Consider the following 1,498-nt stretch of genomic DNA (forward strand, 5'->3'; position numbering starts at 1 on the left):
GCCAGCGCGCCGGCGCTCAACACGGCGGCGTTCAGCAGGCGACGCAGGATCGGCAGGGAAAGGCGCGCGGTGGGCGCAGCGGCGAGCGGGGCTGGCATGCGGGTCTCCGGGATGTTGTTGTACGGGCGTGGTGCCGGTTCGGCGTGGTCGGACACGCCTTGCGCAGTCTAGCGACGGATTAAAAACTGGTAAATCGATTTCGCTATAGTAAATTTACGGATCGAGGCGTAGCGCGACGTGACGGAATCGAACTATATTGCCGCGCTTGCCTGCCGCTCGTTTGGCAAGGCGCCGCATGCCGGCGCGGCAAACGCGCCCTGATTCCCGCCCATCCCGCCCGTCCCGATTCGACGCATGACCGACCTAGAAGAAGACGACGCCAAGCTGCGCACCGGCATCCAGTCCATCGAAGTGGGCTTCCAGCTGCTCAAGGCGCTGGCCGCGTCGCCGCGCGCGATGATGCTGCGCGACCTGGCCGCCGCGGCCGACATGAATCCGGCCAAGGCGCATCGCTATCTGGTCAGCTTCCAGCGTCTGGGCATGGTCGCGCAGGACCCGGTCAGCGGCCGCTACGACCTTGGCCCCTTCGCGCTGCAGCTGGGGCTGGCCGGTCTGAACCGGCTCGATCCGGTCAAGAAGGCGCGGCCGATCCTGTCCCAGCTGCGCGACGACATCGACCAGACCGTCGGCATCGCGGTCTGGGGCAACCACGGCCCGACCGTGGTGCACTGGGAGGAGTCGAGCCATCCGGTCACCGTCAGCCTGCGCCTGGGCGACGTGATGCCGATGCTCAATTCGGCCACCGGACGGCTGTTCGGCGCCTATCTGCCGCGCCAGCAGACGCTGCCGCTGATCGAGCGTGAGCTGAACGAGCGCCGCGACGACAATCTGCCGGACCTGCCGCGCTCGCTGGCGGACTACGACGCGGTGTGCGCCGACGTGCGGGCGCACGGCGCGGCGCGCACGCTGGGCGGCGTGCTGCCCGGCATCAACGCGATCTCGTTTCCGGTATTCGATGCCAGCGGCCATGTCTCGATGGCGCTGATCGTGTTGGGCGCGCAGACGGTATTCGATGCAGAATGGGGCGGAGCGATCGACCGCCAGGTGCGCGGGATCGCACACCGGATCTCGACGGAGCTTGGATATCTTGGCGGGACCCCGCCGACCGGAACCGCCGGTCACGCCTGACGCAAAACGCGCGCGCCGCCTGCGCTGGGCGGTCGCGCTGGCCGTCGTGCTGATCGCCCATGCGGTGGTGCTGATCGGACTGGTGCGGATGCCCGGCCCGCTGATTCCGCTGGACGCGGTCGACACGCCGGCCCTCGAGGCGATCCTGCTGCCGCCCAAGCCCGTTGCCGTGGCACCGACCCCGCCGCCGCGTCCCCGCCGTCCCCCTCCCAAACCCGCTCCCGCGCCGGCTGCCACGCCGGAACCTGAACCCGCTGCCGAACCGGCGCCTGGTCCGCCGGCGCCGACCGAAGCGCCGCCGCTGGCGACC

Annotated in this window: 1 protein-coding gene and 1 pseudogene; both read left to right on the forward strand. The window is 69.8% G+C overall.

What is annotated here, in order from left to right:
* Positions 1-354: 354 nt before the first annotated feature.
* Positions 355-1,188 (forward strand): IclR family transcriptional regulator, encoded by an 834-nt coding sequence (locus B551_RS18045; protein ID WP_006580140.1) that lies wholly within the window; start codon positions 355-357, stop codon positions 1,186-1,188.
* Positions 1,148-1,498: pseudogene (locus tag B551_RS18050) on the forward strand (DUF3108 domain-containing protein); the annotation flags it as partial. The gene B551_RS18045 and the pseudogene B551_RS18050, both read left to right, overlap by 41 nt.

Origin of the sequence: Cupriavidus sp. HPC(L), assembly GCF_000307735.3 — a bacterium.
Classification (GTDB): Bacteria; Pseudomonadota; Gammaproteobacteria; order Burkholderiales; family Burkholderiaceae; genus Cupriavidus.